21 protein-coding genes are annotated in these 23,789 nt (G+C 67.3%); 8 read left to right on the plus strand and 13 right to left on the minus strand.

The annotated features are described in order from the left end of the window. Positions 1 to 196 precede the first annotated feature (196 nt). Positions 197 to 793 carry a short chain dehydrogenase gene (locus HV793_RS16335; protein ID WP_175213537.1) on the minus strand — a complete coding sequence of 199 codons (597 nt, stop codon included), beginning with the start codon at positions 791 to 793 and terminating at the stop codon, positions 197 to 199. A 130-nt stretch (positions 794 to 923) separates the two neighbouring features. On the opposite strand from HV793_RS16335, the gene HV793_RS16340 reads away from it, so the two are divergent. After that, positions 924 to 1,814, plus strand: a complete 891-nt coding sequence (locus HV793_RS16340; RefSeq protein WP_119451399.1) for a LysR family transcriptional regulator — start codon at positions 924 to 926, stop codon at positions 1,812 to 1,814. 43 nt (positions 1,815 to 1,857) lie between these two features. Here HV793_RS16340 and gcvA read toward each other — a convergent pair whose 3' ends face one another. Continuing rightward, entirely contained in the window at positions 1,858 to 2,775 is a 918-nt protein-coding gene (gene gcvA / locus HV793_RS16345) for a transcriptional regulator GcvA (RefSeq protein WP_175213538.1), read from the minus strand. A 150-nt stretch (positions 2,776 to 2,925) separates the two neighbouring features. On the opposite strand from gcvA, the gene HV793_RS16350 reads away from it, so the two are divergent. Genes HV793_RS16350 through HV793_RS16365 form a run of 4 tightly spaced genes read left to right on the plus strand, consistent with a single transcriptional unit; the run spans position 2,926 to position 7,025 of the window. Further along, entirely contained in the window at positions 2,926 to 3,600 is a 675-nt protein-coding gene (locus HV793_RS16350; RefSeq protein WP_175213770.1) for a cupin domain-containing protein, read from the plus strand. Then, a complete protein-coding gene (locus tag HV793_RS16355; RefSeq protein ID WP_175213539.1) occupies positions 3,597 to 4,709 on the plus strand; it encodes a flavin monoamine oxidase family protein in 1,113 nt (370 codons plus the stop codon). Before HV793_RS16350 ends, HV793_RS16355 begins: the two co-directional genes overlap by 4 nt. A gap of 5 nt (positions 4,710 to 4,714) precedes the next feature. After that, entirely contained in the window at positions 4,715 to 5,776 is a 1,062-nt protein-coding gene (locus HV793_RS16360; RefSeq protein ID WP_175213771.1) for an alcohol dehydrogenase catalytic domain-containing protein, read from the plus strand. A gap of 25 nt (positions 5,777 to 5,801) precedes the next feature. Next, positions 5,802 to 7,025 carry an MFS transporter gene (locus HV793_RS16365; RefSeq protein WP_175213540.1) on the plus strand — a complete coding sequence of 408 codons (1,224 nt, stop codon included), beginning with the start codon at positions 5,802 to 5,804 and terminating at the stop codon, positions 7,023 to 7,025. Positions 7,026 to 7,040: 15 nt separating this feature from the next. Here the strand turns inward: HV793_RS16365 and HV793_RS16370 are convergent, their stop codons facing one another. Continuing rightward, on the minus strand, positions 7,041 to 7,502 hold the full coding sequence (locus HV793_RS16370) for a GNAT family N-acetyltransferase (protein ID WP_175213541.1): 462 nt from the start codon (positions 7,500 to 7,502) through the stop codon (positions 7,041 to 7,043). Positions 7,503 to 7,678: 176 nt separating this feature from the next. Between HV793_RS16370 and HV793_RS16375 the strand changes: the two genes are divergently transcribed. Both HV793_RS16375 and HV793_RS16380 read left to right on the plus strand, forming a co-directional pair. Continuing rightward, positions 7,679 to 8,707 carry a MerR family transcriptional regulator gene (locus tag HV793_RS16375; protein WP_054456387.1) on the plus strand — a complete coding sequence of 343 codons (1,029 nt, stop codon included), beginning with the start codon at positions 7,679 to 7,681 and terminating at the stop codon, positions 8,705 to 8,707. A 90-nt stretch (positions 8,708 to 8,797) separates the two neighbouring features. Then, positions 8,798 to 9,484 carry a GntR family transcriptional regulator gene (locus HV793_RS16380; RefSeq protein ID WP_054456386.1) on the plus strand — a complete coding sequence of 229 codons (687 nt, stop codon included), beginning with the start codon at positions 8,798 to 8,800 and terminating at the stop codon, positions 9,482 to 9,484. A 14-nt stretch (positions 9,485 to 9,498) separates the two neighbouring features. Here the strand turns inward: HV793_RS16380 and HV793_RS16385 are convergent, their stop codons facing one another. Beyond that, a complete protein-coding gene (locus HV793_RS16385; protein ID WP_054456385.1) occupies positions 9,499 to 10,383 on the minus strand; it encodes a LysR family transcriptional regulator in 885 nt (294 codons plus the stop codon). A gap of 154 nt (positions 10,384 to 10,537) precedes the next feature. Here HV793_RS16385 and HV793_RS16390 point away from each other — a divergent pair, with 154 nt between their 5' ends. Continuing rightward, positions 10,538 to 12,049: an MFS transporter gene (locus tag HV793_RS16390; RefSeq protein WP_054456384.1), complete on the plus strand. Its 1,512-nt coding sequence runs from the start codon at positions 10,538 to 10,540 to the stop codon at positions 12,047 to 12,049. A gap of 26 nt (positions 12,050 to 12,075) precedes the next feature. Here the strand turns inward: HV793_RS16390 and HV793_RS16395 are convergent, their stop codons facing one another. The 9 genes from HV793_RS16395 to HV793_RS16435 all read right to left on the minus strand — a co-directional run bounded on the left by HV793_RS16395 (position 12,076) and on the right by HV793_RS16435 (position 23,769). After that, the gene (locus HV793_RS16395; RefSeq protein ID WP_054456383.1) at positions 12,076 to 13,359 is read right to left on the minus strand and encodes a cystathionine gamma-synthase family protein; all 1,284 of its coding nucleotides are present in this window, start codon (positions 13,357 to 13,359) and stop codon (positions 12,076 to 12,078) included. Between the two features lie 288 nt (positions 13,360 to 13,647). Continuing rightward, entirely contained in the window at positions 13,648 to 14,661 is a 1,014-nt protein-coding gene (locus HV793_RS16400) for a response regulator (RefSeq protein ID WP_054456382.1), read from the minus strand. A 34-nt stretch (positions 14,662 to 14,695) separates the two neighbouring features. Continuing rightward, positions 14,696 to 15,706 carry a chemotaxis response regulator protein-glutamate methylesterase gene (gene cheB / locus HV793_RS16405; protein WP_175161415.1) on the minus strand — a complete coding sequence of 337 codons (1,011 nt, stop codon included), beginning with the start codon at positions 15,704 to 15,706 and terminating at the stop codon, positions 14,696 to 14,698. Beyond that, entirely contained in the window at positions 15,703 to 17,958 is a 2,256-nt protein-coding gene (locus tag HV793_RS16410; protein WP_175213542.1) for a hybrid sensor histidine kinase/response regulator, read from the minus strand. Before HV793_RS16410 ends, cheB begins: the two co-directional genes overlap by 4 nt. Then, entirely contained in the window at positions 17,955 to 18,605 is a 651-nt protein-coding gene (locus HV793_RS16415) for a chemotaxis protein CheW (RefSeq protein WP_175213772.1), read from the minus strand. The genes HV793_RS16410 and HV793_RS16415 overlap by 4 nt, the downstream gene beginning before the upstream one ends. Positions 18,606 to 18,609: 4 nt before the next feature. Beyond that, positions 18,610 to 19,893, minus strand: coding sequence for a CheR family methyltransferase (locus tag HV793_RS16420; RefSeq protein WP_082401157.1), 1,284 nt, complete (start codon positions 19,891 to 19,893; stop codon positions 18,610 to 18,612). Then, on the minus strand, positions 19,890 to 20,420 hold the full coding sequence (locus tag HV793_RS16425) for a chemotaxis protein CheW (protein ID WP_370539821.1): 531 nt from the start codon (positions 20,418 to 20,420) through the stop codon (positions 19,890 to 19,892). Before HV793_RS16425 ends, HV793_RS16420 begins: the two co-directional genes overlap by 4 nt. Next, the gene (locus HV793_RS16430) at positions 20,420 to 22,039 is read right to left on the minus strand and encodes a methyl-accepting chemotaxis protein (protein ID WP_054456378.1); all 1,620 of its coding nucleotides are present in this window, start codon (positions 22,037 to 22,039) and stop codon (positions 20,420 to 20,422) included. Before HV793_RS16430 ends, HV793_RS16425 begins: the two co-directional genes overlap by 1 nt. Before the next feature lie 248 nt (positions 22,040 to 22,287). Continuing rightward, the gene (locus tag HV793_RS16435) at positions 22,288 to 23,769 is read right to left on the minus strand and encodes an amidase (RefSeq protein WP_175213544.1); all 1,482 of its coding nucleotides are present in this window, start codon (positions 23,767 to 23,769) and stop codon (positions 22,288 to 22,290) included. Positions 23,770 to 23,789: the final 20 nt, after the last annotated feature.

Genomic DNA, 23,789 nt, shown 5'->3' on the forward strand with positions numbered 1-23,789 from the left:
GCCCTAATCCGGGCGTGCAATGCGTGTAAATATTCGCATCAAATTCACGGATAATCACTTTGTTCTGCATAATTCGCAGACAGGTGTGCCATTTTGGCAACGCGCTGAGGGCGCTCCGCGACCAGATCGGAGAGCGCCACATCCAGGCAACAACAGGACGCACAAGGCCGTGCCGGCCTTTGCCCGCCGCGGGAAATCACCACACCCGGAACACCTGCCCCGTCTGCGCGCCTTCCACGCTGCGGCTATAGGCCAACGCAACCCGGCTGGCCGGGGCGGATTCAAAGCCCTGGAAGTACGGACCATAGGCATCCAGCGATTCCGTCAGGACCGTGGGGCTGACCGAGTTGATGCGCACGCCGCGCAGCTCCACCGCCGCGCCGCGCACGAAGCCATCGATGGCCGAGTTCACCGCCGACGCATTGGCGCCGTAGCGGATCGGTTCATCGGTCAAGATGCCGCTGGTGAGCGTGATGGAACCGCCTTCGTTGACGTAATGCTGGCCGATCAGCGCCAGATCCACCTGTCCCAGCAGCTTGTCGTGCAGACCGATCTTGAACTGCTCCGCCGTCATTTCGGCCAGAGGGCCAAAATGCAAGCTGCCCGTGGTGGAGACGATGGCATCCACCTTGCCCACGCGCTCGAACAAGGCGCGGATGCTGCCGCTCTGGGTCACGTCGACCTGATGCTCGCCGCGCGTCTTGCCCACTGCAATGACGTCGTGGCGCTGGCCCAGTTCTTGGGCGACCGCGCGGCCGATGGTGCCGGTGGCGCCGATCAGGATGATTTTCATGGAAACTCCGATTCGTATGTTGTGGGATGCGCCCGCGATATCGCCAGCGCTTGTGCCCATTCTGGCCAAGGGCGCGTCCCGGAAAAATCCTAAAATGGTGGGTTCACTTCACACTCAGGGTGCGTAATCCATGGACCGCCTGCTCAGCATGGAAGTCTTTGTGGCGGTCGTCGAACTGGGCAGCCTGACCGCGGCGGCGGCTCGCCACGAGATGTCGCCCGCCATGGCGGCCAAGCACATCAAGGGCCTGGAGGCGCGGCTGGGCCTGAGGCTCATGAACCGCACCACGCGCCGCCAAAGCCTGACGGAAGCCGGCCAGGCCTATTTCGCGCGCTGCAAGGTGATCCTGTCGGACATCCGCGATGCCGAGCAAGGCGCCGAAGCCATGCGCGCCGCGCCGCGAGGCCATCTGCGCATCACCTCGACCGTGACCTTCGGCTCGTTCGCGCTGGCCCCCGCCATCGCCGACTACCTGTCCGAGTACCCGGACGTCAGCGTGGACCTGACCTTGAGCGACGCCGTCGAGGACGTGGTGGCCTCGCGCTACGACCTGGCGGTGCGCATCGGCGAACCCGCCGATTCCAGCCTGGTCGCGCGCAAGATCGGGCGCTATCAGATGATCATCTGCGCGGCGCCGGCCTATCTGCAACGCCATGGCACGCCCGAAACCGCGAGCGACCTGGCGCGCCATCAATGCCTGGATTTTTCCTACTGGAACCGCCGCACCGGCTGGCGCCTGAACTCGGAGGATGGCGGCGCGGCCTACCCCGCCGGCCGCTTCGTGTCCAACAACGGCCAGGCGCTCAGGCAGGCGGCGCTGGCCGGATTCGGCATCGTGCTGCAGCCGGAACTGTTGCTGGCCGAAGATGTGCGGGCCGGCCGGCTGGTCCCGATCCTGGAGTCCGCCTGGCCCGTGGCCCGGCCGATCACGCTGCTGTATCCCAAGGACCGCAAGGCCTTGCCCAAGCTCACGACCTTCGTGGAATTCATGGTGCAGAGATTCACCCGCGCCGCAAGGTAAGCGCGGCGGGCGTCGCGCAAGGTCCGCCGGGCTCCGAACCCGGCTACCGACAGGCAGCGGCCTCGTCGAACAGCCAGTCTCGGAAGGCGGCCAATCGGGGCAACTCGCGCGCCTGGGGCCGATAAACAACGTAGTAGGCCAACGCGGAGGGAACCGCCAACTGCGGAAACAGGCGCACCAGGCGGCCGGCAACCAGATCATCATGCGCCATCACGCTGCGGGCCAGCGCCACGCCATGGCCATCGATAGCCGCCTGCAGCACCGCGGCGGAATTGTTGATCTTCATGCCGCGGACGGTGGATACGCCTTGTACGCCGACTTTCTCCAGCCACATGGCCCAGGTCGGAAATCCCGTCTGCGCGTCCATCGAAAGATCATGGATCAAGGTCTCGCCCGCCAGCTCGGCCGGACGCTTCGCCGCCTTGCGCCGTCGCAGCAGTTCCGGGGAACAGACCGGGTAGACCTCTTCGTCCATCAGCTTTTCCGCCGCCAGGCCGGGCCAGACGCCAGCGCCATAGCGCACGCCGATATCGATCTGCTGGGCCGCGAAATCCACGGGCTTGAGGTTGGTGTCCAGGCGCACGTCGGTATCGGGCCAGGCATGCTGGAAGCGCTCGATCCGAGGCAACAGCCACTTAGCGGCGAAAGCCGGACTCACGGCCACGGTGAGCATGCCGCTCAAGGAACCTTCCTTCAAGCGCTCCAGGCCCAGCGCCAGCTTGCCGAGCCCCGCCTGTATCTCCGGCAACGCGCGTTCAGCCGCCGCCGTCGGGACCAGCCGCGCCTTGCCGCTGGCGCCGCGATGGAACAGCGGCGCGCCCAGCCATTGCTCCAGCGCGCGCACGAGCTGGCCCACCGCAGCAGGAGTCACGTGCAGCTCGGCCGCAGCTGCCGAAAAGCTTTGATGGCGCGCACTGGCCTCGAAGGCGCGCAGCGCGTTGAGATGCGCAAGAGACTTCATTGCGAAAAAGTTTTTCTTTCAATCAAAGGTAGTTTATCTGGTTTGTCCGCGGCTGCCGATTGGCGAAGAATACGCCCTTTCAGTAGCCAATTTCAGCATATGGCAGCCAAGGGCCGGACATCACCTTGGAATAGCTTTTCTACCAATATCATGCTTATCAACGCCGATTTCTCACGCAACGCCATCGTGACGCCGGAGCAATACCAATGGGTGCCGTCGCCGCAGCACGGCGTGGAACGCATGATGCTGGACCGCGTGGGCGGCGAACAGGCGCGCGCCACCAGCATCGTGCGCTATGCGCCGGGCAGCCGCTTTCCGCCGCACGCGCATCCCGGCGGCGAAGAAATACTGGTGTTGTCCGGCACCTTCTCCGACGCCAGCGGCGACTATCCGGCAGGCTGGTATCTGCGCAATCCGCCGGGCTCCGCCCATGCCCCTTCCAGCAGGAACGGCGCCACCATCCTCGTCAAATTGCGGCAGATGCCTGCGGATGAACAATCCGTCGTACGCATCGACACGCGCGATCCCGCCGCCTGGACGCGCGAGCGCGGCGGCGAAATCTGCCCGCTTTACTCCGCGTCCTATGAGCAGACCTGTCTGCGGCGCCTGCCCGCCCATGCACCGCTGCCGCGGACCGCAGCCGTGCATGCGGAAATACTGGTTCTGGCCGGATCGATTGCCGACGGACAAGCTTCTTATCCGCAAGGCAGCTGGCTGCGGCTTGCCCGTGGCGCGCAAGCCGCCCTCGACGCCGGCGCCGAGGGCGCCACCGTCTATCTGAAGACCAACCATCTGCCGGACCCGAACGGCGGGAGCCAGCCATGACGACGTCAGTGGACACCGTCATCATCGGAGGGGGACTCGCGGGCCTGTACGCCTCCCTGCTGCTGCAGCGGCATGGCGCCGGCAGCCATATGCTGCTGGAAGCACGCGACAGGCTGGGCGGCCGCATCCTGGGCGCCGGCTCCTACGATCTGGGCCCCACGTGGTTCTGGCCAGCGATCCAGCCCAGGCTTGGCGCCCTCGTCCGCGAGTTCGGCTTGTCTATCATCCCGCAACACGAAGCGGGTTTCATGATGGTCGAGCGTTCAGGAACGCCGGTACGTATGCACGGCTACCCCAGCCATCCGGAGTCCTTCCGGCTAACCACTGGCATGAGCGGCCTGATCGATACCCTGCTCGCACGCCTGGATCCGGCATGCATCAAGCTGGGCCGGACCGTGACCCGGCTGCATGCCACAGGCCGCGCCATCGAGGTGCATGCGCGGGACGGCGAGGGACGAGCCAGCGTCTTTCAGGCCTCGCAGGTGCTGCTGGCCGTCCCTCCGCGCCTGGCGCAATCCCGTATCGCTTTCGACCCTCCGCTGCCGAGCGCGCTGGCAACGCAATGGCGCGGCACGCCGACCTGGATGGCTCCCCATGCCAAGTACCTCGCCGTCTACGGTTCGGCATTCTGGCGCGAGCAGGACATGTCTGGCGCAGCCCGCAGCAGCCGGGGACCTCTGGCCGAGGTCCACGACGCCAGCACCCCGCAAGGTCCTGCCCTGTTCGGATTCGTAGGCATGCCCGCGGCGGCGCGCCGGTCGGCAGGCCAGGACGTGTTGATGGCCCTCAGCCGCGCGCAGCTCGCCCGGTTGTTCGGCCCCCTGGCGCTCAAGCCCGAGCGGGAGTTCTACAAGGACTGGGCGCAAGACCCCGACACCTCGACGGCTGCGGACTGCAGGGATGGCGGCGCACACCCGGCAGCACCCGCCGTTGCAGCCGAGACTGGCGTATGGGCGGGTCGCTTGGCCGGGATAGCCAGCGAATGGTCCGCCGCATTCCCCGGCTATCTGGCTGGCGCCATCGATGCCGCGGACGCGGGCGTGAAGTGGCTGCTGAACTGCGCTGCACCCTCCCCCAATGCGGTCCCGCCTGGAGCCCCCGCCCAATGACACGCCTGCCTTCCACCTATCGCGCCATTCGGACCACCGCGCCCGGCCGGCTCGAATTCGTTGAATTGTCCACGCCCGAACCCGGCCCCGGAGAAGTACTGCTGCGCGTCGAAGCTTGCGGCGTCTGTGGCGCCGACGCGGCCGATATCGACAATCCGGCGCTGCAACGGCCGCGCGTCCCCGGGCATGAAGCCGTCGGCCGCATTTCGGCGCTCGGCGCGAGCGTCGACGCCCGCTGGAAGATCGGCCAACGCGTCGGCGTGGGGCGCCTGGGCGGTCATTGCGGCGCCTGCACGCAATGCCGCCAGGGCCTCTTCAATCTGTGCGCGAATCAACCGGTAGTCGGCGTTACCCGGGATGGCGGTTATGCCGAGATGATGCTGGCCCGGGCGACCGGACTGGTTGCCATACCCGACGAGCTCGACGCCATGCAAGCCGCCCCGATACTTTGCGCCGGCATCGCCACCTTCAACGCGCTCCGGAAATCCGGAGCGCAGGCCGGCGATCTCGTTGCCGTGCTGGGCATAGGCGGCCTGGGCCACATGGCGTTGCAATACGCCCGCCGCATGGGCGTGAAAGTGGCGGCAATCGGCCGGGGCCTGGACATCGCCGCTGACGCCTTGCGCCTGGGCGCCCATGTCTACATCGACAGCAACGAGGAAGACGCCGCGCAACGGCTCCTCGACATGGGCGGCGCACAAGCGCTGATCGCCACCATCACCGACACGCAGGCCGTGTCCGGGGCCATGCGCGGACTGGCTCCGCAAGGCCGCACGATGTTGCTGGGCGTGGGCCGCGACCCGCTGGCGGTGCCGCCCGGCTTTCTGGTGGGCGGCGAGCGCACCGTTGCCGGGTCCATGACCGGCACGCCTTGGGAAACTGAAAAAGCGCTGAATTTCAGCGTACTTGCAGAGGCGCTGCCCATGGTCGAGACTCTACCCCTGGAGCGCGCAGCTGATGCCTTGCTGCGGCTGAAGTCCGGCGATGCGAAGTTCCGCGTGGTCCTGACCATGGACGCCGCGCGAGAACCGCAACGCGCTCGGCAAATCAACACCCATATCAACTAAAAGCACGACTCTCGAGGAGACCCACTTGTCCGCATCAACCCCGGCGCCATCGGCCGCACCCGGCGCTGAACTCACGGCGCAGGCGCAGCGCGGCAACATCGCCCGGCTGACAATCGCCCAGGCGCTGGCAGGCGCCAACGCCGTCGTGGTCTACGCCACCGGCGCCATCGTCGGCGACATGCTGGCGCCGGACAAGGCGCTGGCGACCCTGCCCATTTCCATCTTTGTGGTCGGCATGGCCGCCTGCATCCTTCCTGCTGGCGCCATCGCCAGGCGCCATGGCCGCCGCGCGGCATTTCTTGCCGGCACCGCCTGCGGCGTGCTGGTGGGCCTGCTGGCCGCCGCCGCCATCGTGCTGAGTTCTTTCTGGCTGTTCTGCCTGGGCACGTTCTTCGGCGGCGCGTACGCCGCCGTCGTGCTGTCGTTCCGCTTCGCGGCGGCCGACGGCGTGTCTCCCGCCAGGCGCGCCCGCGCCCTGTCCTTCGTGATGGGCGGCGGCGTGCTGGCCGGCGTGGTCGGCCCTCAGTTGGTCACGTACACGATGTACCTGTGGCCCGTCCACATGTTCGCGGCGACCTATCTCATGCAGGCGGCGGTAGCAGCGGTCTCGGCCCTGGTCCTGCTGGGCGTGCACCTGCCCATGCCCAGTGCGGCCGAAGTTGCGGGCGGACGGCCGCTGGGCGTGATCGCGCGCCAGCCGCGCTTCATCACGGCGGTGGTCTGCGGCGCCGTCTCCTACATGCTGATGAATTTCCTGATGACCGCCGCGCCGCTGGCCATGCATCTTTGCGGCCATTCCCAGGAAAGCGCCAACCTCGGCCTGCAATGGCACGTCATCGCCATGTACGGCCCCAGCTTCTTCACGGGACGCCTCATCACGCGTTTCGGCGCCGGACGCATCGTCACGGCGGGCCTGGCGCTCACCGGCCTGTCCGCGGCCATCGGCCTGACCGGGATCGACGTGGCCCACTTCTGGGTGACCTTGGTCCTGCTGGGCCTGGGCTGGAACTTCGGATTCGTGGGCGCGTCGGCCCTGGTTCTGGAATGCCACCGGCCGGAGGAAAAGACCCGGGTGCAGTCGCTCAATGACTTCATCATCTTCGGCACCATGGCGGTCGGCTCCTTCGCATCGGGCGGCCTGCTGGCGGCCTATGACTGGGCGACGGTGCTGTGGGTGTCGTTCATTCCCCTGGCGATCGCAGCGGTCGCGCTGCTGGCCGGGTCTGCCAAGTCGCGGCAACAGGCCTGAACCCGGCCGTTCGGCTCAACCGAGGTCGCCGGATACCGGCGGCCTCGCGATGAATGCCTGCTTGCCATGCCTGTCAAAACCCGCGGACTCGTAGAATCGAAGGGTCGCTTCGTCCTTTCTACCGGTCATCAACATGACCTTGTAGCAATTCCCGCCCCAGGCGAACGCCAGCGCCTCGTCGAGCACCGCCTTGGCAAGGCCCTGACGCCGGTAGGCGGCATCCGTCACCACGTTCTCGATCACGCCATAGGGCCGACAACCACGCGTCAGATTGGGAATGACGGTAAGCGTGCAGCTTGAAGCGAGCTTGCCGTCGGCATACGCGCCAAAAACCCTGTGCCGAGTGCTTTCCATCAGTTCCTGCCAGACCACTGCGACCGTTTGCGCGCCCGGCAGGGGATCATCCGCTGGATGCAGATGCCGATACAAATCCAGCAGACTCGACAACTCGGAAGCATCCAGCTCACGGATATTCATTGTTCGTTTCCTCTTCGGGGGACGCCCATTATTCCAGGAACGGCCAAGGCCGCCGCTCAAAATCGCTGGATCCCATCGCCCGACGTGTCAGACTAGCTGCCGCCCGCGGTAACGCTTGACCCTCACGCAACGTCATGTCCCAGAGTTCGTTCCGCGCCATCAACAGGAGGAATGCCGTGCAACTGAAAGTAGGAGAACTGGCCAGGCGAAGCGGGCTGACTGTCCGCACGCTGCACCACTATCACGCGATCGGGCTGCTCACGCCTTCGGCGCGCGCCGACAACGGCTATCGGCTGTATGGCCGCGACGACATCGCGCGGCTGCATCAGATCCAGGCGCTGCGCCGCTTCGGATTGCCGTTGGCCGAGATCGGCGCTTATCTGGACCAGCCCGACACTCCCATGGACGAAATCATCGCCAAGCAGATCGCGATGCTCGACCGCCAGATCCAGCAAGCCTCCCGGCTGCGCGAGCGTCTCGCCCAGCTGCAGGGCCAGTTGGCGCAAGGCAAGGAGCCAGAGCTGGCCGATTGGCTCACCACTCTGGAACTCATGACCATGTACGACAAATACTTTTCCCCCGATGAACTGGCCCGCCTGCCCATGTACCGCAGCAGCCAGAATGGCGACGCCGACTGGCTCGCGCTGGTCAAGGAGGTGCAGGCGCAGATGGATGCCGGCGTCGCGCCCGAAGCGGCGCAGCCGCGCGAACTGGCCTTGCGCTGGATGACCCTGCTGCTGCGCGACACCAGTCGCGATCCGCGCCTGCTGGTCAAGCTGAACCGGATGCACGAACGCGAGCCCTCGATGCAGGCGCACATGGGCATCTCTCCGGCCTTGCGCGATTACGTGCTGCAAGCCTTCTCGGAAAGCAAGCTGCGGATCTACGAGAAGTACCTCACGCCGGACGAGGCGCGCTACATGCGCGAGCATTACGGCGATCGCATTGGCGAATGGCCCGAACTGATGGCCGAGGTGCGCGACGCGCTCGACGCGGGCGTGGCGCCGGACTCGCCCACGGCCCTGGCGTTGGCCCGGCGCTGGCTGGACCTGTTCCGCAGCTATGCCGGCAACGACCCCGCCACCCAGGCGAAATTCCGCCACGCGCTGATGACCGAGCCCGAGCTCACCGCCGGCACCTGGACTGATGACGCCACCCTGTCGTTCATGCGGCAGGCAATGGGCGCGCTGGCGGCGGCGCGCTAGCGCGGGTCCGCCCGGCCATGGGCAGGCCCGCTCCCCGCCGGGCCTGCCCATTTGCTAGACTGACCAGCCCTGTCCCTCGCCTGCCCCAACATGTCCCAGGAAGTCCGCCCCGACCCCAGCGCCGACGATATCGCCAAGGAAATCTCGGCGGCCATCGTCGCGCACAAGTTGCCGCCCGGCACGCGGCTGCGCGAAGAGGCGCTGGCGGGGGTGTATCAGGTCAGCCGGACCAAGATCCGCGCCGCGCTGCTGATGCTGTCCAAGGACAAGCTGATCAACATCGTGCCGGACAAGGGCGCGTTCGTGAGCAAGCCGGACGCGAACGAGGCGCGCGAGGTCTATGCGGTACGGCGCATCCTGGAAGCAGCGCTCGCACGCGAATTCGTGGCGCGGGCAACGGCGGCTGACTACCGCCGCATCGACGCCCATCTGGCCGCGGAGCGCCGCGCGCTGGAAGGCGGCGACGTGCAGGAACGCAACCGGCTGCTCGGACACTTCCACATTCTGCTGGCCGAGACCGTAGGAAATTCCGTGCTGACGGGGATGTTGCGCGAACTCTCGGCCCGCAGCGCCGTCATCACCGTGCTGTATCAAAGCTCGCACGATGCCAGCTGCTCGTCACAGGAGCATCACGCCTTCATCGAGGCCGCCCGCGCGGGCGATGCCGACCGTGCCTGCGCGCTGATGGACGCGCATCTGGAGCATGTGCAGACGGCGCTGGATTTCAAGAACGGCGGCCGCAGCGGCGGCGACCTGGTCAGCGCCCTGCTCAGCTGAAGCCGGCCCCAGCGCTACGGCTGCGCCTGCGTCCCCGCCAGCAGCTGGCCCATGCGCTGCTGCAGCCAGAGTTCCGTCTCGCTCAGGCTGCCGCCCCTCAGCCACAGCGTACGCACGGACAACATGGGCAGGAACAGGTCCGCGCAGCGCACGCTGACGAGCTCGTTGCTGAAACCCTGGTATTCGCCGATGTTCAGCGGCAGGATGGCCCAGCCCACGCCATTGGCGGCCATGGCAGCGATGTTGTAGCTGCTGTCGGCCCGCCAGACCGACGGGCTCAGCACCACCTGGTCGACGCCGTCCATCTGCATGAGCAACTGCCGGTGACGCGCCAGGTCATTGCGCCCGACCTCGGGCAGCGCGGCCAGCGGATGGCCCTGCGCCACGAAGATGCCCTGCGCCACATTGCCCAGATGGCGATGGGCGAAGGCGCTGCCCGGATCGCCGCGATCGAACTGGAAGGCCAGGCTGGCGCGGCCCTGTTCCACGTAATCGGCGACCTCCGTCGCGGTGCCGTTGAGCTGGGTCAGCTCCAGCGCCGGATAGCGTTCGGCCAGTTCCTTCAGCAACTGGTCGGCCACCAGATAAGGCAGCCCTTCGTCCAGCGCGACGCCCAGGCGCGCTTCGCGCCCGGCGGCAAACGACAAGGCGCGCTGTTCCAGCGCGCCTGCCTGGCGCAGCAGTTCCTGCGCCTCCTGCAACATGACCTCGCCGGCGGCCGTCAGGGTTGCGTTGCGCCGCGACCGGTCGAACAACTCCACACCCAGGTCCGCTTCCAGCAAGCCTACCGAGGTACTGATCGCCGACTGCGCCCGGCCCAGGCGTCGCGCCGCCGCCGAGAACGATCCCGATTCCGCAGCGGCGACGAAATGACGTAGCTGATCCAGTGTCCATTGCATGTCGCGACTCCTCGTTATCCATCTATTTTATAGATGGTTTCAAACTTTTTTATGCGAATTGAAAGATGGATAATGGCGCCCTCTGAGACCCGGCCAATCCCGGCCCCGCCCGCGTTCGCGGCGCGGCAGGCGTTTCAGTTTCAGGAGTAGAACCATGCAGCGGACTGAACCGAACGCTGTCGCCACGGCCGCGCCCGGCCGCTGGCTGGTGCTGGCCATCGTGTCCAGCGCCTTGCTGTTGATCGTGGTCGACATGACCGTCCTCTATACCGCCCTGCCCCGGCTCACGCATGAATTGAACGTCAACGCGTCGGAAAAGCTGTGGATCGTGAACATCTACGCGCTGGTCGTGTCCGGCCTGCTGCTGGGCATGGGCACGCTGGGCGACCGCCTCGGCCACAAGCGCCTGTTCATGGCGGGGCTGGTCGTGTTCGGCACGGCGTCCCTGTGCGCGGCCTACTCGCCCGGCGCGGCCACGCTGATCGCGGCGCGCGCGCTGCTGGCCGTGGGCGCCGCCATGATGATGCCTGCCACGCTGTCCATCCTGCGCCTGACCTTCGCCGACGAGCGCGAACGCGCCATCGCCATCGGCGTATGGGCCTCGGTTGCCTCGGGCGGCGCCGCTGTCGGCCCGGTGGTGGGCGGCGTGCTGCTGGAGCATTTCTGGTGGGGTTCCGTGTTCCTCATCAACGTGCCCATCGTGCTGCTGGCGCTGCCGCTGGCCTGGCGCCTGATTCCTGCCAGCCGTCCGGACGCCTCCCGCCCCTGGGACCTGCCGGGCTCGTTGCAGGTGATGGCCGGCCTGATCCTGTGCGCCTACGCGCTGAAGGAACTGGGCAAGACCGACCCGTCCTGGCGCGACGCCGGCCTGGCCTGCGCTGCGGGCGCGGCCATGCTCGCCGTGTTCGTGCGGCGCCAGCGCGCGCGGCCTTATCCGCTGATCGACTTCGCCATCTTCCGCAACCTCAGCTTCAGTTCGGCCGTGGCGGCTGCGCTGTTCGCCGCCGCTGCGCTGCTGGGCATGGAGCTGGTGTTCAGCCAGCGGCTGCAGCTGGTCATGGGCATGTCGCCGCTTGAAGCCGCGCTCTTCATCCTGCCGCTGTCGCTGGCCGCTTTCATCGCGGGTCCGCTGGCGGGCTGGCTGCTGGGCCGCGTCAACAGCGCCACCATGCTGTTCCTGTCGTTGCTGGTGTCGGGGCTGGGCATGACCGGCTACCTGCTGAGCTATGACGCGGCGCTGCTGCCGCAGATGGTCAGCCTGTGCGTGCTGGGCGCCGGCATAGGCGCCACCATGACCGCGGCGTCCAGCACCATCATGCAGAGCGCCACCCCGGAGCGCGCCGGCATGGCGGCCTCGATCGAAGAGGTTTCGTACGAGCTGGGCGGCGCGCTGGGCGTCACCCTGATGGGATCGATCCTGTCCGGCGTCTATGCGCACACGCTTGCCGTGCCGGTTGGCCTGCCCCAGTCCGACCTGGCGCGCGACAGCCTGGACCAGGCCCTGATCGTGGCGGACGGACTGTCGTCGGACCTGGGCATGGCCTTGACCCGCCTGGCCAAGACCGCCTTCGACACGGGCTATGCCGCAGTCATCGCCACCGCGGCGCTGATGCTGCTGGTCACGGCGGGGTTCGTGCTATTCAACCGGCGGCGCATGGCAGCCTGAAACAGGCCTGCCATGCCGGCCCCGGCTCAGCAGTTGCGGAAGGCGTGGTCCATGTCGGCGATCAGGTCTTCCTCGTGCTCCAGTCCGATCGACACGCGCACCAGCCCCTCGGACACGCCGGCCGCGTCGCGCTCGGCCGCCGGAACGCCGGAATGCGTGGTGGACGCCGGATGGCAGATCAGCGATTCGGTGCCTCCCAGGCTGACGGCCGACTTGAACAGATGCAGCGCGTTGATGAAGCGGAACGCCTTGGCGCGCCCGCCCTCAAGCACGAAGGCGAAGGTCGAACCCGGCCCGGTGCACTGGCGTTTGTAGACTTCCTGGTAGGCCCGGTCCGCAATCATCTCCGGATGGAAAATCTGCACTTTTTCATGCGGATTGCCGGACAGCCACTGGGCCACCTTGGTCGCCGTGCGCGCGGCCTGCTTCATGCGCAGCACCACGGTCTCCATCGAACGCGTGATCATCCAGCAGGAATGCGGGTCCAGCTGAGAGCCGAACGCGCTGCGGATGGCTCGCACCTTCTTGACCAGCGTCTTGCTGCCGGTGACCGCGCCCGCAACCAGGTCGCTATGGCCGCCCACATACTTGGTCAGCGAATACACGCACAGGTCCACGCCATGCTCGGCCGGTTTCTGGAAGATCGGGCCCAGCAGGGTGTTGTCGCACACCGACACGGGACGATAGCCGTGCCGCGCTTCGAAGGCGTCCAGCTCATTCTTCATGGCCTCGAAATCGATCAAGGCATTGGTCGGATTGGCGGGCGTTTCAACAAAAAACAGACGCACCGGCCCCTGCGCCGCCGCGGCCTCCAGCGCTGTGCGCATGCTCTTGGCCGACAGGCCGTCCTCGACGGCATGCGAACCTATCCCCCACTCCGGGAAAATCTTGGAGATCAGGGTTTCGGTGCCGCCATACAGCGGCACGGATTGCACCAATTGATCGCCGGGCCGCAAGAATGCCAGGAACACGGCGCTGATCGCCGACATGCCGCTGGAGGTCACCGCGGCGTCTTCCGAACCATCCAGCAGCGCCAGGCGGTCCTCGACGATTTCCAGGTTGGGATGGTTGAAGCGGCTGTACACCAGCCCCGCGGACTCGCCCTGGGGCAAGGGTTTGCGGCCCGAAACCAGATCGAAGAACGCCGCGCCATCCTCGGCCGAGCGGAACGCGAAGGTAGACGTCAGGAACACCGGCGGCTTGACCGCGCCCTCCGACAGGAAGGGGTCGAAGCCGTACGACATCATCTGGGTTTCGGCATGCAGCGGGCGGCCGAAAATGTCCTTCTTGTGGTAGCTGGAGTAACTCATGCTATGCCTCTCTGTCTGGTTTCCGGGTGCCCGGCCGGGCCGTCGGGCTGGCGCTTCACGCATGCGAAAACAATAGCGCCGCCCGCCTCGGGCTGCATGGAAGAATGACAGTAGCCGGCCGCAAGAGTCCTTCCGCTTGCATCGTCCGGCGAGGACAGTGAGAAACAATATTTCCCCTTATGGGGATTTCCTGAAAGGCGCTGCCTGATTACCTCAACTTGGCGCAATCGACAGGAAAATCATGAAACCCGCGGAGGATGGCTGGCGCAGCCTGCCTGCGGCCGCGCCCTACATCACGCCGGGAACGACGCGGTTGCGGCCCTGCCGCTTGGCTTGATAGAGACCGCGGTCGGCCACCTGGATCAGGTCGGTGCAGGGCTGGTCGCCTTGCGGCACCGCCGTCGCCGTGCCTATGCTGACCGTCAGCCACGGGCCGTCGCCAGTGTCCTTCTGCGGAATCTGCAAGGCTTCCACCGCGCGGCGCAGCTTCTCGGCGGCCAGGCGCGCGCTGCCGGCCGGGGTGCCAGGCAGCACCAGCGCGAACTCCTCGCCGCCAAAGCGCGCCGCCAGGTCGGTGGACCGGTCGCAACTGGCGAAGATGGTGTTGGCCACCCGCTTGAGCGCCTCGTCGCCAGCGATGTGGCCGTAGGTGTCGTTGTAGGCCTTGAAGTGGTCCACGTCGATCATGAGCATGCTGATTTCGCGGCCGTCGCGGCGCGCACGCTGCCACTCGGCATTGAGGTATTCGTCGAAATAACGGCGGTTTCCCAGGCCCGTCAGTCCGTCGGAATTGGTCAGCCGGCGCAACTCCATATTGCTTTCCAGCAGTTGCTGCTGGCTCTGGCGCAAGGCCTGGTAAGCCTCGTCGCGCTGCACCAGGGCCAGGTAGGAGCGCGAGTGGTAGCGGATGCGCGCCACCAGCTCGATGGAGTCGGGCAGCTTGACCAGATAGTCGTTGGCGCCGGCGGCAAAGGCCGCGCTCTTGATCGCCGGATCTTCCTTGGTGGACAGCACGATGATGGGGATATCGCGCGTCACTGGATGACCACGGTATTCCTGCACCAGGCTCAGTCCATCCACGCCCGGCAGCACCAGGTCCTGCAGGATGACGGTGGGCCGGGTCTGGATCGCCACGGCCAGCGCCTTTTCCGGATCAGAGCAATAGTGGAAGTCGATGTTGCCCTCCGTGGCCAGGGCCCGCCTGATGGCCTCGCCGACCATCACCTGGTCGTCGACGAGCAACACCATGGCCGCATGCGAATGCAGGTTCGCCGAAGCCGAGCTGTCAATGGGAGGTTGCATAGTGAGTCCTTGAATGCTGTCGAGGTCCGCGCGCTCAGGCAAAAGCCTGGATCACGCGAGGAGCGATTTGGTCCAATGGGCGGATTTCCACGGCCGCCTGCATGGCCGCCGCGGCCTTGGGCATGCCATAGACGGCGCTGCTGGCCTGGTCCTGTGCAATGGTCAGGTAACCGCGCTCGCGCAGCGCCTTCAGCCCGCGCGCGCCGTCCTGGCCCATGCCCGTCAGCAGCACGCCGACGGCCAGGCCGCGCCAGTGCTGCGCCACGCTATGGAAAAAAACGTCGATGGAAGGCCGGTACAGGCTTTCCTTAGGGGTTTCGGTGTAGCGCAGCGTGCCGTCGGCCAGCATGTGCAGATGGTCGCCAGTGCCGGCCAGCAATATCTGGCCGGGTTCGGGCCATTCGCCCTCGCGCACCAGCCTGACGGGCAGCGGCGCCTGTTCATTGAGCCAGTCCGCCATGCCCGCGGCAAACGAGGCGTCCACGTGCTGTACCAGCACGATGCCGGCGGGAAACTCCGGCGGTATTCCCTTCAGCAGCTGCGCCAGCGCCGGCGGACCGCCAGCCGATGCGCCGATGACCAGGAGGCGCTTGGCGTCGGCCTGTTGCATGGGCCGGGCCACCGGCGTCAGGGCAGGCCGCTTGCCATAGCGGCCGATCAGCCAGCCCACGTTGCGGATCTTGCGCAGCAGCGGCGCCGCCGCCATGCGCATGTCGCCGCTGCCGATTACCGGCGTGTCTGCTGCGTCCAGCGCCCCGTGGCCCATGGCGTCGAATACGCGCGAGGTATGGCGCGCCACGTCGGCGGTCACCACCACGATCGCGCACGGCGTTTCGGCCATGATGCGGCGCGTGGCTTCGACGCCGTCCATGATGGGCATGATGAGGTCCATCAGCACCACGTCCGGCCGGTCGCGGGCGCACAGGTCCACGGCCTCCTGGCCGTTGGTCGCGACCCAGGCGAGGTCCAGCCCCGGCTCCAGCGCGATCGCGCGCCGCAGCACTTCCACTGCCATCGGCATGTCGTTGACGATTCCGACTCTCACGTGCGCGCCTTTCCGATCAGGTCTTCCACCGCGTCGAGCAGCGCGTCGTCATGGAAGCTGCCCTTCGCCAGATAATAGTCGGCGCCGGCGTCCAGCCCGCGCCTCCTGTCCTCTTCCCTGTCCTTGTACGACACCACCATCACCGGCAGGCCCTGCAGCTTGGGATCGGCCTTGATGCGCGACACCAGTTCAATGCCGTCCATGCGCGGCATGTCCACGTCGGTCACGACCAGGTCGAACGCCTCGCTGCGCAACATGTTCCAGCCGTCCATGCCGTCCACGGCCACGGCCACGTCGAAGCCGCGGTTCAACAGCAGCTTGCGTTCCAGCTCGCGCACCGTAAGCGAGTCGTCCACCACCAGCACGCGCTTGCGCCGCCGCGCCTGTTCGGCCGCGCCCGCGCCGTCCACCCGGCTCAGCTGTCCGCCTTCCACCAGCTTCTGCACCGACACCAGCATGTCTTCCACGTCGAGGATCAGCAGCGGCGTGCCATCGTCCATCAATGCGCCCGCCATCACGTCCTGCACCTTGCCCAGACGCGGGTCCAGCGGCTGCACCACCAGCGTGCGCTCGCCCACGTAACGGTCCACGGCAACGCCATAAAGCCGGTCGTGGTCGCCCACCAGCACCACGCATACCGTTTCGGAGGCCGGCGCGGCGCCGCCCGTGCGCAGGATCTGGCGCGCGGACACCAGCCCGATCTGCCGGTCCATGAAGCGGAAATGCTGATGCCCTTCGAGCTGTTCGATGTCTTCGGCGCGCACTTGCAGCGCGTGGTTGACGTAGGCCAGCGGGAATGCGTAGATCTCTTCCTGCACCTCGACCAGCAGGCTGCGCACCACCGAGAGCGACAAGGGCATCTCCAGCATGAAACGGGTGCCCTGCCCTGTCTGCTGCTGGATGCGCACCGCGCCGCGCAACTGGCGCACCATGGTCTGCACCACGTCCAACCCCACCCCGCGCCCCGAGATCTCCGTGACTTCGCCGCGCGTGCTGAAGCCCGACAGGAACAGGAACTCCAGCAGCTCGGCCTCGGTCAGCCGGGCCGCGGTTTCCGCGCTGGCCAGCTTGCGCTGCACCACTTCCACGCGCAGCCGGTCCAGCGAAATGCCGGCGCCGTCGTCGCTGAGTTCAATCAGCAGCATGCCGGCCGCATGGCGCGCCGACAGCCGGATCCGGCCTTCGGCCGGCTTGCCCGCCGCCAGCCGGTCCTGCGGCATCTCGATGCCGTGGTCCACCGCGTTGCGCAACAGGTGCATCAGCGGCGCGTCGAGCTTTTCCAGGATGTCGCGATCCACCTGGGTGGACTCGCCTTCGATTTCCAGCCGCACCTGCTTGCCCAGCGCGCGGCCTACGTCGCGGACCATGCGCGCCATGCCTCCCACCCCGTCGCCGAACGGCCGCATGCGGCAGGCCAGCGCGGTGTCGTACAGGCGCTGGGCCAGGTGGCCCATGCGCCAGCCGAATTCGTCGACCTCGCTGGTGCGCTGCGACAGCTCCTGCTGGCATTGCTGGACGATGCGCAGGGCATCGTCCAGCGCGGCTTGCGCCTGCGCGTCCAGCGCCTGGCCCGCCAGGGCCGCGCGCACGCCGTCCAATGCCTGGACCGCGCCCGCCTGCATGCGCTTCAGACGCAGCATGGACGCGCCAAAGGGCGCGATCCAGTGCGACTCCACCAGGGTCTCGCTGGACAGGCCCAGCAATTTGTTGAGGGTGTCAGCCGTCACGCGCAGCACGCGTTCGCCCTCGCCCAATCCCGCGTCCGAACTGCGCCTTTGCACCGCTGCGGCGGGCGGTTCATCCAGGACCGGAATCGGCGGCAGGAAATCCGAGGGCTTGGGGACCGGCGCGGCAGCCTGCGCTGCCGGCAACGCAGGCGCATTGCTCAGGCGCGTCACCAGCTCGTCGATCTCGCCACCCAGCTCCACACCCGGCGTGGCCACGCGCTGCAACAGGTCCGCGCCCATCAGCAGGGCGTCGATGTCCGCGGCCTGCAGCCGCAGCCGGCCTTCGCGCGCCTCAACCAGGCAATCCTCCATGGCGTGCGCGATGCGCACCGCCGGATGCAGATCGACGATGCGGGCCGCGCCCTTGAGCGAATGCGCCGCGCGCATGCAGGCTTCCAGCTGCGGCGCGGACGTGGGGTCGTGCTCCAGGGCCAGCAGGCCCTTGTTCAGCACCTCCACCTGGGTGCGGGTCTCCAGCTGGAACAATTCCAGAAGCGAGGCATCGCGCATCTGATCCGGATTCACGCCAGGCTCCGTTCCAAAGCTTGCATCAGCAAGGTCTCGTCCAACACGCCCACGGCGCGGCCGCCGCAGCGGGCCATGCCGCGCGAGTACTTGAGGCTTGCACCCTCCACGGTCGCGGGCAGGGGCTCCAGCCCGTCCAGGTCCACGGCGTGCATGCCTTCGACCTCATCCACCGGCACGACCACCGCGCGGCCTGCGCCGCCCAGTATCAGCATGCGCGCCGTGGCGGGTCGCTCGCGCGCGTCCTCCGCTGCCGCCTCCAGGCCCAGCAGGCGCGCCAGCGACACGCACACAGTGAGGGAGCCGCGCACATTGGTCACGCCCAGCATCGCCGGATCGCGCCGGTGCGGCAGGCTCAGGATGCTGCGGGTGCCGGCCACTTCGTCCAGCGCCCGGGTCGGCAGCCCCAGCCATTCGCGGTGCACGCGGAACACCAGCAGCGAAGACAGCCTGGCGCGCTCCTGCTGGGCCTCTTCGACGCCCTGCTCTTCCATTTGCGGCGGCAGACGGTCAAGTATGCGCTTGGCCGCCGCCGCATAGACCGGACAATTGCGGCAATGCACGTGGTCGGCCAATTGCGCGCAACTCTTGTCGCCGCGGATGCCGATGCGGTTCCAGCAGTCGTCCACGTCGGACAGCACGCCCATGATTTCAACCACGTCGCGCCTCCCCGCGAGCCGCGCGCGCCTGCAGGCGGCTGGCCGCTTCGTGATCGCCGTCCGACGCCACCAGCGCGGCCAGATGCAGCAGGGCTTCGCGATGGGTCGGATCGAGATAGAGCGCCTTGCGGTAGGCCGCTTGCGCCTGCCGCGCGTCGCCTGCCGCGTCCTGCAGCAAGCCTTGCAGATACAGGGCTTCGGCGCTGGCGCCGTGGGTGCCTATGTGCGCCTGGCACTGCGCCATGGCGTCCTGCACCCGGCCCTGGTCGGCCAGGGCCGCGATATGGCGCAAGGAGGCCTGCGCGTCGCGCAATCCGGCCGAGGCGACCACGGGCGCCGCGGGTATCGCCGGTATGGGCGCATGCGCCAGGGGCAGGCCGGGCTCCGGCGCCTGGGCCAGCGGCCGCCTGGGCGGCGTCCAGCTGTGCACGATGGGCCGCGCTGCCGCCGGCGCGACAGGCTCGGCCGGCGGGGGCAGCGGCTTGGCCAGGAAGGCGAACGAACGCGCCATGGGCACTGCCGGCAGCCTGCGGCCGGTCAGCAAGGTGGTTTCGGCCGGGCCGACGAAAAGCACGCCATCCTCGCGCGTAAAGCTGCGCAGCACCTGCACGGCGCGGGCCTGCGTTGCCGCGTCGAAATAGATGAGCAGATTGCGGCAGAACACAAAGTCATAGGGCGCCACCCCTGCCAGCAGATCGGGATCGAACAGATTGCCGGCCTGGAACCGCACCTGCGCCGCCACGTGGGCGGCCAGTTGGTGGCCGTCGGCGGTCTCCGAAAAATAGCGGTCGCGGTACCCCAGGTCATCGCCGCGGAATGAATTGCGGCCGTACAGGCCGCGCCGCGCGAATTCGACCATGCGCACGCTGATGTCGAAGGCGTCGATCTGGAAACGTTCGGCGGGCACGCCGGCGTCCAGCAGCGCCATGGCGATGGAGTAAGGCTCCTCGCCGCTGGAACAGGGCACGCTCAACACGCGCAACACACGGCCTTCGGCGCCCGTGGCGTACAGGCGCGCCCGCGCCAGCGCGGCCATGGCCGCCTGCGATTCGGGATAACGGAAAAACCAGGTCTCCGGCACGATGACCGCTTCGATGAGCTGCTGCATCTCGGCAGGCGCCGCCTGCACCTGCCACAGGTAATCCTGCTCGTCGGCAATGCCGGCCATGCCCATTCTGCGCCGCACCGCGCGCTCGACGGCGGCCTTGCCGATGGAGCCGCTATCCAGGCCCATGCGCCGCTTGAGCAAGGCGCTGAACTCGTCGATCAGCATCATGGCCGCGCCTCGCGCGCCGCGCCTGCGGCGTCGGCGGGAAACAACAGCGCCCGCACGGGCGCAGGCAGCAGGTCGCGCACGTTGACAGCCTGCACCATGCCGTCGGCATCGCCGAGCACCGCGCCCAGATAGCGCGCCTGCGGATTGTCCAGGCCGCCGGACTGAAACGCTGCTGGATCGTAGTGCACGGTTTCGGTCGCCTGCTCCAGGATCAGCCCCAGCAGATGTTCCGGCCCGTCCGACTGCGCCTGATAGCGCACCAGGGCCAGCCGGGTGCTGGTGACGGCGGCGGCCGTGCCGCCCCCCGCCAGCGCGCTCATGTCGATGACGGGGACAGCCACGCCGCGGCGGTCCATCACGCCGGCCACCCACGCCGGCGCGCCCGGCACCTGCTTGAACGGGCGCAGGCCCAGCACCTCGGCGATGTCTCTTGCGTCCAGCGCATAGCGGTCGCCGCCAATGCGGAACAGCAGGTACAGCCGGCGTCCGGCCGCAGCAGAGGGAGCGCGCTGCGCCATGGCAACCATCACACCTTGAAGCGCGAAACGCCGCTGCGCAGGTCGTTGGCGACCAGCGTCAGTTCTTCGATCGCCAGCGTGGACTGGCGCAGCGATTCCACGGTCTGCTGGGCGGCGTCGCTCAGCTGCTGCAGGGCCTGGTTGATCTGTTCGGCGCCGGTGGCCTGCGCCTGCATGCCTTCGTTGACCATTTGCACGCGCGGCGCCAGCGTCTGCACCTGTTGGATGATCTGCGACAGCTGGTCGCCCACCTGCTGCATGTCGGCCATGCCGCGCCGCACTTCCTCGGAGAACTTGTCCATGCCCATGACGCCGGCAGACACCGACGACTGGATCTCGCGCACCATCTGCTCGATGTCGTAGGTGGCGACGGCGGTCTGGTCCGCCAGCCGGCGGATCTCGGTCGCCACCACCACGAAGCCGCGGCCGTATTCGCCGGCCTTCTCGGCTTCGATCGCCGCGTTCAGCGACAGCAGGTTGGTCTGGTCCGCCACTTTCGTGATCGTAGTAACCACTTGCGTGATGTTGCCGGCCTTCTCGTTCAGGATCGCCAGCTTGGCGTTGACCGAACCGGCCGCCCCGACCACGTTGCGCATGGTGTCTTCCATGCGCGCCAGGCCCACCTGGCCGCTGCCCGCCAGCGCCGCGGTCTGCTCGGCCGCGCCGGAGACTTCGGCCATGGTGCGCACCAGCTCGCGCGAGGTGGCGGAGATTTCGCGCGAGGTCACGCCGATCTCGGTCGTGGTGGCGGCGACTTCGGAGGCCGTCGCCTGCTGCTGCTTGGAAGTAGCCGCGATCTCGGTGACGGAGGTGGCCACCTGCACCGCGGAGCGCTGCGTCTTGCCAACCAGACCGGTCAGCTCGTCCACCATGCCATTGAAGCCGGTCTCGATGGCGTTGAATTCGTCCTTGCGCGCCAGCGTCAGGCGTCGCGTCAGATCACCGCCGCCGGTGGCCTCCAAGGTCTTGACGATGGCGCGCATGGGGTTGGCGATGGCGCGCATCAGCAGGATGCCGCAGATGATGGCCGCCACGATCGCCAGGCCCAGCGACAGCAGCATGCGCGTTTCGGCGCTATTCACCGATTGCTTGATGGCGACGGCCGCTTCGTCGGCCTGTTTCTTGTTTTCCTGCACCATCCTGGCGAGGATGTCGCGGCCCTTGTAGAACGCCGGCCGCAGTTCCGCCTTGATCAGCGCCTGCGCCCGCGCCGGGTCCGCCAGCGCGGCAGGCGCAAGAATGTTGGCGCGGATGCGTCTGTACTCCTGCAGTTCCTTCTCGAACTCCTCGAACATCTGCCGGTCGTCGGCGCGCGCGATGGTGCGACGGTATTGCTCGATATCGTCCGCCAGCAACTTATCGGTCTCGGGCAGACCCGCCAGGATGCGGCTGCGTTCCTGGTCCGTCTCCATGTTGAACGCGTCCTGCACCAGCACGAAGCCGGCGAACCAGGAGGCCCGGATCGAAGTGCTGTAGTAGATGCCGGGCACGGCATCATTGTTGATCAGCTCGACTTCCGACTCGATGACCAGCAGGCGCCGGTAATCCATCACCACCATCAACGCCATGATGGCCAGAATCGCCAGGAAGCTGGCCAGGATGCGCTGGCGTAGTGTCAGATTCTTCATGCCGGGAGACCTCTATGCAAAATCAACTCGTCGATTGGACCGAAATATTCTGGAACAGAACCGGGGACACAAGGCTGTCCATTTATTACGGGATGTTGTGAGTTGGTTGACAATTATTGCAAAGGCAAACGCTGACAGCCACGGAAAACGCCGAAATTGCGGGAAATATGGCGCTTTGCGTCGGAAAAAAGCAAAGCCCTCTTACAAGGGCTTGTCTTTTCCCGCAACAATGCGTACCGGACCCGTTTTCAGGCGGCGCCGCTCCAAAGCGCCGCGGGCGGACGGGATTGCACCCAGTCTTGCGCCTGCCCATAGGCGTGCGCAAGCTGCAGCACAGCCAGGTCCGCCTGCGGCGGCCCGATAAGCTGCATGCCCATGGGCAGCCCTGCGGCGTTGAATCCCACCGGCACGCTGATCACCGGGCAGCCCGCCAGCGTCCAGGGCGTGACGGTCTCCATCCAGCGGTGATAAGTGTCCATGGGACGCCCGGCGATCTCCTTGGGCCAGTCCAGCGCCGCGTCGAAGGGGAACACCTGGGCCGACGGCACCGCCAGATAATCCACGTCGTCGAACATGCGCTGCACGGTCTGGTACCAGGCGCTGCGCTCTTCGGTGGCCTGGTAAACCTGCCGCGCCGTCATGCCTTCCAGCCCTTCGACTTCCCAGACCACGGCCGGCTTCACCAGCTTGCGGGTTTCGGGATTGTGGACGAGGGGGTGCAGTTGTCCGCCCACCATCAAGTGGCGGTGAGCCAGCCAGATGCGCCAAAGGCGTTCGCCGGCGAATGGCACCTGGTAGTCGACGGCCTCGCAGCCGGTCTGCGCCAGGCCGGCCAACGCCGGCTCGCACAGCTCCAGAATGCCCGGCTCCATCGGCAGGTAGCCATTCCAGTCACCCAGCCAGCCCACGCGCTTGCCCCGCAGGTCGGCGTCCAGGGACTGCGCGAACTGCGCCGGGTCGCCGGTCAGGGACAGCGGCACGCGGCGGTCGGGCCCCGCCATCACGGACAGCAGCATGGCCACGTCGCGCGGTGTACGGCCCATCGGCCCCTCAACCGCCAGCTGCTTGAGGAAAACCTCGGTCGACGGTCCGTAAGGCACGCGGCCAGCGGACGGGCGCATGCCGTAGACGTTGCAGAACGCCGCGGGATTGCGCAGCGAGCCGCCGAAATCGCTGCCGTCCGCCACCGGCAGCATGCGGGCCGCCAGCGCGGCCGCAGCGCCGCCGCTGCTGCCGCCCGCGGTCCGGGACGGATCGTAGGGGTTGCCCGTGACGCCATATACCTGGTTATAGGTGTGCGAGCCCAGGCCGAACTCCGGCACGTTGCTGCGGCCGATGAAGATGGCGCCGGACGCGCGCATGCGCTCGATGATGATGGAGTCGTGCGCCGTGACCTGGTCCTTGTAGACCAGCGAGCCCATGGACGTGACCATGCCGCGCACGGCGGTCAGGTCCTTGGGCGCCTGCGGCATGCCATGCAGCCAGCCCAGCCACTGTCCCGCGGCCAATTGGGCGTCGCGCTCATCGGCCTCGCGCAGCAGTTCGTCGCTGTCGCGCCGGGCGACGATGGCGTTGAGCTTGGGATTGACCCGGTCGATGTGCGCCAGGTAGGCCGCCATGACCTCGCGGCAGGACACCTGACGCTTGCGGATCGCCTCGGACAGCGCGTGCGCGGGCATCGCCACGATGTCGTTCAATGGGACGGCTGCGGCCGGGGCGGCAATGGTCATGCGGGTCTCCTTGCGGCGCG

The sequence above is a fragment of the Achromobacter aegrifaciens genome (genome assembly GCF_902859965.1).
Taxonomy (GTDB): domain Bacteria; phylum Pseudomonadota; class Gammaproteobacteria; order Burkholderiales; family Burkholderiaceae_B; genus Achromobacter; species Achromobacter aegrifaciens.

Bases quoted from the DNA above. Each gene is read 5' to 3' on its own strand.
- HV793_RS16335 (WP_175213537.1), bottom strand. From the start codon at position 793: ATGAAAATCATCCTGATCGGCGCCACCGGCACCATCGGCCGCGCGGTC.
- HV793_RS16340 (WP_119451399.1), top strand. From the start codon at position 924: ATGGACCGCCTGCTCAGCATGGAAGTCTTTGTGGCGGTCGTCGAACTG.
- gcvA (WP_175213538.1), bottom strand. From the start codon at position 2,775: ATGAAGTCTCTTGCGCATCTCAACGCGCTGCGCGCCTTCGAGGCCAGT.
- HV793_RS16350 (WP_175213770.1), top strand. From the start codon at position 2,926: ATGCTTATCAACGCCGATTTCTCACGCAACGCCATCGTGACGCCGGAG.
- HV793_RS16355 (WP_175213539.1), top strand. From the start codon at position 3,597: ATGACGACGTCAGTGGACACCGTCATCATCGGAGGGGGACTCGCGGGC.
- HV793_RS16370 (WP_175213541.1), bottom strand. From the start codon at position 7,502: ATGAATATCCGTGAGCTGGATGCTTCCGAGTTGTCGAGTCTGCTGGAT.
- HV793_RS16380 (WP_054456386.1), top strand. From the start codon at position 8,798: ATGTCCCAGGAAGTCCGCCCCGACCCCAGCGCCGACGATATCGCCAAG.
- HV793_RS16385 (WP_054456385.1), bottom strand. From the start codon at position 10,383: ATGCAATGGACACTGGATCAGCTACGTCATTTCGTCGCCGCTGCGGAA.
- HV793_RS16390 (WP_054456384.1), top strand. From the start codon at position 10,538: ATGCAGCGGACTGAACCGAACGCTGTCGCCACGGCCGCGCCCGGCCGC.
- HV793_RS16395 (WP_054456383.1), bottom strand. From the start codon at position 13,359: ATGAGTTACTCCAGCTACCACAAGAAGGACATTTTCGGCCGCCCGCTG.
- HV793_RS16400 (WP_054456382.1), bottom strand. From the start codon at position 14,661: ATGCAACCTCCCATTGACAGCTCGGCTTCGGCGAACCTGCATTCGCAT.
- HV793_RS16415 (WP_175213772.1), bottom strand. From the start codon at position 18,605: ATGGGCGTGCTGTCCGACGTGGACGACTGCTGGAACCGCATCGGCATC.
- HV793_RS16420 (WP_082401157.1), bottom strand. From the start codon at position 19,893: ATGATGCTGATCGACGAGTTCAGCGCCTTGCTCAAGCGGCGCATGGGC.
- HV793_RS16425 (WP_370539821.1), bottom strand. From the start codon at position 20,420: ATGGTTGCCATGGCGCAGCGCGCTCCCTCTGCTGCGGCCGGACGCCGG.
- HV793_RS16430 (WP_054456378.1), bottom strand. From the start codon at position 22,039: ATGAAGAATCTGACACTACGCCAGCGCATCCTGGCCAGCTTCCTGGCG.
- HV793_RS16435 (WP_175213544.1), bottom strand. From the start codon at position 23,769: ATGACCATTGCCGCCCCGGCCGCAGCCGTCCCATTGAACGACATCGTG.